At 69.0% G+C, this 5,098-nt stretch carries 5 protein-coding genes; 4 read left to right on the top strand and 1 reads right to left on the bottom strand.

What is annotated here, in order from left to right:
* The first annotated feature begins 79 nt into the window (after window positions 1–79).
* The 4 genes from C8N38_RS20910 to C8N38_RS20895 all read left to right on the top strand — a co-directional run bounded on the left by C8N38_RS20910 (window position 80) and on the right by C8N38_RS20895 (window position 4,091).
* Window positions 80–1,711 carry a sigma-54 interaction domain-containing protein gene (locus tag C8N38_RS20910; protein ID WP_108029031.1) on the top strand — a complete coding sequence of 544 codons (1,632 nt, stop codon included), beginning with the start codon at window positions 80–82 and terminating at the stop codon, window positions 1,709–1,711.
* A gap of 473 nt (window positions 1,712–2,184) precedes the next feature.
* The gene (gene anfO / locus C8N38_RS20905) at window positions 2,185–2,865 is read left to right on the top strand and encodes a Fe-only nitrogenase accessory protein AnfO (RefSeq protein WP_108029030.1); all 681 of its coding nucleotides are present in this window, start codon (window positions 2,185–2,187) and stop codon (window positions 2,863–2,865) included.
* Window positions 2,862–3,419 carry a gamma-glutamylcyclotransferase family protein gene (locus C8N38_RS20900; RefSeq protein ID WP_108029029.1) on the top strand — a complete coding sequence of 186 codons (558 nt, stop codon included), beginning with the start codon at window positions 2,862–2,864 and terminating at the stop codon, window positions 3,417–3,419. The genes anfO and C8N38_RS20900 overlap by 4 nt, the downstream gene beginning before the upstream one ends.
* Window positions 3,420–3,443: 24 nt before the next feature.
* Window positions 3,444–4,091: a pyridoxamine 5'-phosphate oxidase family protein gene (locus C8N38_RS20895; RefSeq protein WP_108029028.1), complete on the top strand. Its 648-nt coding sequence runs from the start codon at window positions 3,444–3,446 to the stop codon at window positions 4,089–4,091.
* Between the two features lie 14 nt (window positions 4,092–4,105).
* Here the strand turns inward: C8N38_RS20895 and C8N38_RS20890 are convergent, their stop codons facing one another.
* Entirely contained in the window at window positions 4,106–4,834 is a 729-nt protein-coding gene (locus tag C8N38_RS20890; RefSeq protein WP_108029027.1) for a type 1 glutamine amidotransferase, read from the bottom strand.
* Between the last annotated feature and the right edge of the window lie 264 nt (window positions 4,835–5,098).

Here is a 5,098-nt window from a genome sequence, read left to right as displayed (position 1 = left end):
TCCCGCGCCCTCGCCCGATTTCTGGCGCCAAGGGGCTCTGATACCGTTATGTATATTGCATACACAACGTGGTGCGCGGATGCCTGGTGAAGATGCGGCAGACCTGTTCGACCTAGGTACGGTGCGCCCGGACGAGGAATTCACCCAATGCTATTCGGGGGAATGCCGGGTCAACCTGTTGCCGACGCTCTACCGGCTCAACCACGCCATCTCGAACGCCACCGATCTGTCGGCACCGCTTGGGATGATCCTCGATATCATGCGGGCCGGAATGCGGATGGACCGGGGCGCCGTCTCGCTGCTCGACCGCCGCCGGGGGCGGGTGTTCATCCATGACAGCTTCGGCCTGACCGAGGAAGAAGAGCGCCGGGGCGTCTATGCGCCGGGCGAGGGCATCACCGGCAAGGTGGTCGAAAGCGGCAAGGTCATCATCGCCCCGCGCCTGCATGAAAACCCCGATTTCCTCGACCGGACCGGCGCCCATGCGGGCGAGACCCGGCGCAAGTCGGCCTTCGTCTGCGTGCCGATCACGCTGGGCCGCAAGGTTCTGGGCGCGATTGCGGGCGAGCGGTGCTATGTCAGCCGGCGCCTGCTGAAACAGGACGCCGAATTCCTGGCCGCCATCGCGCTGATGATCGCACCCGCGGTCGAGCTGTACCTGATCGCCAATGTCGAGCGGCTGGAACTGGAACGCCAGAATCGCGAGTTGAAGGACGCGCTGAAAGAGCGGTTCCGGCCGACCAACATCATCGGCAATTCGAAGGCGATGATGGCCGATGTCTATGCCCTGATCGGCAAGGTCTCGAAGACGCGCGCGACCGTGCTGATCCTGGGCGAAAGCGGCGTCGGCAAGGAGCTGGTCGCGAGCGCCATCCACTATTCCTCGGACCGCGCCGACGGACCCTTCATCCGCTTCAACTGTGCCGCGATCCCCAAGTCGCTCGCCGAAAGCCAGCTGTTCGGCCACGAGAAGGGCGCCTTTACCGGCGCCACCGCCCAGCGCAAGGGCAGTTTCGAACGCGCCGACGGCGGCACGATCTTTCTCGACGAGCTGGGCGAGCTGAGCCACGCAGTGCAGGCCAAGCTGTTGCGGGTGCTGCAGGACCGGATGGTCGAGCGCGTCGGCAGCAGCCAGCCGGTCGAGGTCGATGTCCGCGTCATCGCGGCGACCAACCGCGACCTGCCACGGATGGTGGCAGAGAGGCTCTTCCGCGAGGACCTGTTCTACCGGCTGAACGTGGTGCCCGTCACCGTGCCGCCGCTGCGCGAGCGCGGCAGCGACGTGATCCTGCTGGCCGATCATTTCGTGGCCAAGGCCTGCGCCGCGAAGGGCAAGAGCGTCAAGCGCATCTCGACACCCGCGCTGAACATGCTGATGAGCTATCACTGGCCCGGCAATGTGCGCGAGCTGGAAAACGCCATCGAACGCGCGGTGATCCTGTCGGATGACGCGGTGATCCATGCCTGGAACCTGCCGCCCTCGCTTCAGACTCCCTCGGAAAGCGGCACCCGGCTGGGGGTCGGGCTCGACGACAGGGTGCGGGCGGTCGAACACGAGATGATCGTCGAGGCGATGAAGGCGGCGGACGGCAATATCGGCCGCGCCGCCGAGCTTTTGCGGATCAGCCGCCGGATGCTGGGCACGCGGATGGAACGGCACGGTATCGACGCCCGGGCCTTCCGGCCCCCCGTCCTGCCGCCCCGGAGCTGACACCGACGTTTTCCGATCCTGCGCCGCCGCCCCTCCGGGCGGCGGTTGCCGTTCTGACGCCCGTCTGCCCGGCGGAGCGGGGGCGGCCCCCAGCGTTCGGCAGATGATTTACATACCGGTGCGCATTTACCGATCGGTACGCGGCCCGGGTCGCAGCCCAGGCGCCCCGGGCGCCCGCAAGGCCGCGACCACATCAGGACAAACCTTTTTATTACAAGCCATAAGCTCTCCGCCCCGCGCGAATTCCAGGGGCGGTCCCGGCTTGGCACGGCGCCTGCTGTAGGTCCGGCAAGGGGGCACGACACCCGGCCCCTTCCCGATCTGGACCCCGCAACGAAGGAGCATTCCATGACCCGCAAAGTCGCCATCTACGGCAAGGGCGGTATGGACCCTCAACGTGTGGTGAGCAGCGACCGCACGTCCCCTGCCGGGCCGCGTCCGCGGCCCGGCGCCCCCTCAACAGGAAAGTTTCCATGCAGATCGCCGTTCATGTCGATGATAGCGGCCGGCCCCTCGGCCTGCACGAGCCCGGGCGCCTCCGGATCTATCAGGGCACCGGCACCGGCTGGGCGCTGAGCAGCGAGTTTCCGTTCCGCCTGCCCCGCGAAGAGGGCGTGGCGGGTCTGCGCTGGGCGCTTGGCAGGCTGGCCGAGGAAATCGCGCCCTGCCGGGTGCTGCTGTCGGCCGAGGTGCGCGGCTTTGCCTATTCCTATCTCCAGGACCAGCTGGGCTTTCACGTCTGGAAATCCGAAGGGCCGCTTGACGGCCAGCTTGCCGCGGTGGCCGAGGGCGAGGACCGGATCGCAACCGAGGCCTGCGCCTGCGACAGCGTTCCGGCCTGGGGCTGCGGCAGTTGCGGTCCGGGCGGCCTCCCCGACGCGGCCCCGCCCCCTGTCCCGGTCGAGGACCGCGCCGACGGCACCCGGTTTCTCGACCTCGCCGCGGCGCTGGCCGGGGACCGGCGGCACAACTCGATGACCGTGCTCGGACCGCTGCTGGCCGAGGCGCCGTTCCGCCCGCTGATGGTCCGGATGGATCATCTGCCGCGCTGGTTCCGGCGCAGCCTGGTCGAGCGCGACCTTGTCTTCACCGAAGAGCCCCGCGAGGGCGCGCTTTTCGTGACCGTCACCCCCAAGGAAAGCGTTGCCCCATGATCCTGGCCCCCGCCCGTGCCCCCCGGCGGAGGGACCACGTGTTGCACTTCGCCTATGGCGTCGAGCTTCATCCCCATGAGATCGGCGGGATGTGCCCCGGCGCCGAGTTGGTCGCCCGCGCCACCCTGCCCGGCTACCGGATCGGCTTTTTCGGCCATTCCCGCGTCTGGGACGGGGCCGAAGAGGCGGCGGTGGCCGATCCCGGTGCCGTCTTGCCGGGCGTTCTTTACCGGATGTCCCTGCGCGATGCCGATGCGCTGGAGGCAACGCGGGGGGTCCGCCTGAACGGCACCGGCGTCTATTTCCATCACCCGGCCGAGGTGCTGGCCGAGGATGGCCGCCCGGTCGCGGCGGTCATGCTGATGAAGACCGAACGCCGCGCGCCCCGGCCGCCCAGCGCCGAGTACCTCTGCCGGATCGCCGAGGGCGCAGAATTGCGCGGCCTGCCCGCCGCCCATGTGGCGGCGCTGCGCGGGGTTGCGTCGGTGCCCGCGTCCTACCCGGTGCCGCGCCTTGCCGCGCTGCCCTTTTCCCTGGCCTGCCAGGACTGCTGAAACCGTTTTCCCGAAGGACCCGACATGCCCGAAACCGCCCCCAGCGACCGCACCCGCGTCAAACGCTATCACTGGCTCGCGCGCTACGACCGCGAGACGATCGACGCCATCATCGACGCCGCCCTCGTCGCCCATGTCGGCTATCTGATCGACGGCGCGCCGGTGGTCACGCCGACCTGCCCCTGGCGCATCGGCGATCATGTCTACTGGCACGGCTCGGCGGCCAGCCGGATGCTGCGGGCGCAGGACGCGGGCCTTCCGGTCTGCCTGACCGTGACCCATCTCGACGGCGTCGCCTTCTCGCGCGCGGCCTTCAACCACAACCTGCTGTACCGGTCGGTGATGGCCTTCGGCACCACCGAAGCGGTCGAGGGCGAGGACAAGCGCGTGGCGCTGAAGGCCTTCATCGACAAGCTGGCGCCCGGGCTCTGGGACCATGCCCGTCCGCCGACCGATCAGGAATGGAAGGCCTCGAAGGTGATCCGGATGCGGCTTGACGAGGTTTCGACCAAGGTGGCCGACGCCCGCCCCGACGAGGATGCCGAGGATCTGGCGACGGACCGCTGGGCCGGGCATGTGCCGCTGAGCCTGCAGGCGGGCGCCCCGGTCCCCGACCCGAAGCTGCCTGGCGGGATCGCGGTGCCGGACTTCGTCGCAGGTTTCCGGCTCTAGCGGGCTATCGCCCGTCAGCCGCGCGGGGCCGCGGCAAGGACCGACAGGAGGTTGTCGTTCAATCGCCTTGCCGTGGCACGGAAGGCCCCAAGATGCGCGGCCACCTCCGCCCCGAGCCCCCCGGCGCGCTCGGGCCCCAGCGCCGCCCGAAGGCTGGCCGCATATTCGGGGATCGCCTGCCAGTCGGCCACCGTCGTTTCGGTGATCTCGACATGGTATTGCAGGCCCCAGGCATGCCGTCCCCAGCGGATCGCCTGGGTCGGGCAGGCGGCATTCGCGGCCAGCACCACCGCGCCCTCGGGCAGGGTCCCGATCTCGGCGCCATGCCACTGGAAGCTCTGCATCCGCCGGGGAAGCCCGGCCAGCAGCGGGTCGTCGGCGCCCTCGGCGGTCAGGACCACATCGGCCAGACCGACCTCGGGGCGCGTCATCGGGACGACCTTGCCGCCCAGCGCCTCGGCCAGCAGCTGATGCCCGAGGCAGATCCCGAGATAGGGCCGCCCCCAATCGACGACCCAGGTGCGGATGGCGTCGAGTTCGGCCCGCATCCAGGGCAGCTCGTCCTGCTGCCAAAGATCCTGTGGCCCGCCCATCGCGACCAGTAGATCGAAGGGCGCCATGTCGGGGATCGGATCGCCCGCGTCGAGTTCGACGGCGTGCCAGCCATGGCCCGCCTCTGCCCAGAAATCCCGGAACGCGCCGGGGTGTTCGACATCGAGGTGCTGAAAGACGAGGACGTTCATCGGCGCTCCTGAGGTTGGCGGTCGACGGGTCGGGCAGCAGAGCCCGCCATTCTTGGGGGTCGTGCCTCTTCGGCGGTCGGACCATATGGAGAAACCGCGGCACATCACCTGCCCGAAAGGCGTTATGTAGCAGGTGTATATGCCGCCATGCACCTTGGGCAAGGGCTCCGGATGTGCAACCGGCGGATTGCGGTCCCTAGCCCCGCGTCCGGCGGCGCCCTGTTTCCCGCTTGGTTCGATCGGCGCGCACCCGGATCTGCGGCG

The organism is Rhodovulum kholense (assembly GCF_003053725.1).
GTDB lineage: Bacteria > Pseudomonadota > Alphaproteobacteria > Rhodobacterales > Rhodobacteraceae > Rhodovulum > Rhodovulum kholense.
Note: the sequence above shows the minus strand (reverse complement) of the source record. Positions and strands in the feature narration are given on the sequence as shown.

What these genes read in the sequence shown, in the direction of transcription:
- C8N38_RS20910 (WP_108029031.1), top strand. Translation starts at nt 80, where the DNA reads ATGCCTGGTGAAGATGCGGCAGACCTGTTCGACCTAGGTACGGTGCGC.
- anfO (WP_108029030.1), top strand. Translation starts at nt 2,185, where the DNA reads ATGCAGATCGCCGTTCATGTCGATGATAGCGGCCGGCCCCTCGGCCTG.
- C8N38_RS20900 (WP_108029029.1), top strand. Translation starts at nt 2,862, where the DNA reads ATGATCCTGGCCCCCGCCCGTGCCCCCCGGCGGAGGGACCACGTGTTG.
- C8N38_RS20895 (WP_108029028.1), top strand. Translation starts at nt 3,444, where the DNA reads ATGCCCGAAACCGCCCCCAGCGACCGCACCCGCGTCAAACGCTATCAC.
- C8N38_RS20890 (WP_108029027.1), bottom strand. Translation starts at nt 4,834, where the DNA reads ATGAACGTCCTCGTCTTTCAGCACCTCGATGTCGAACACCCCGGCGCG.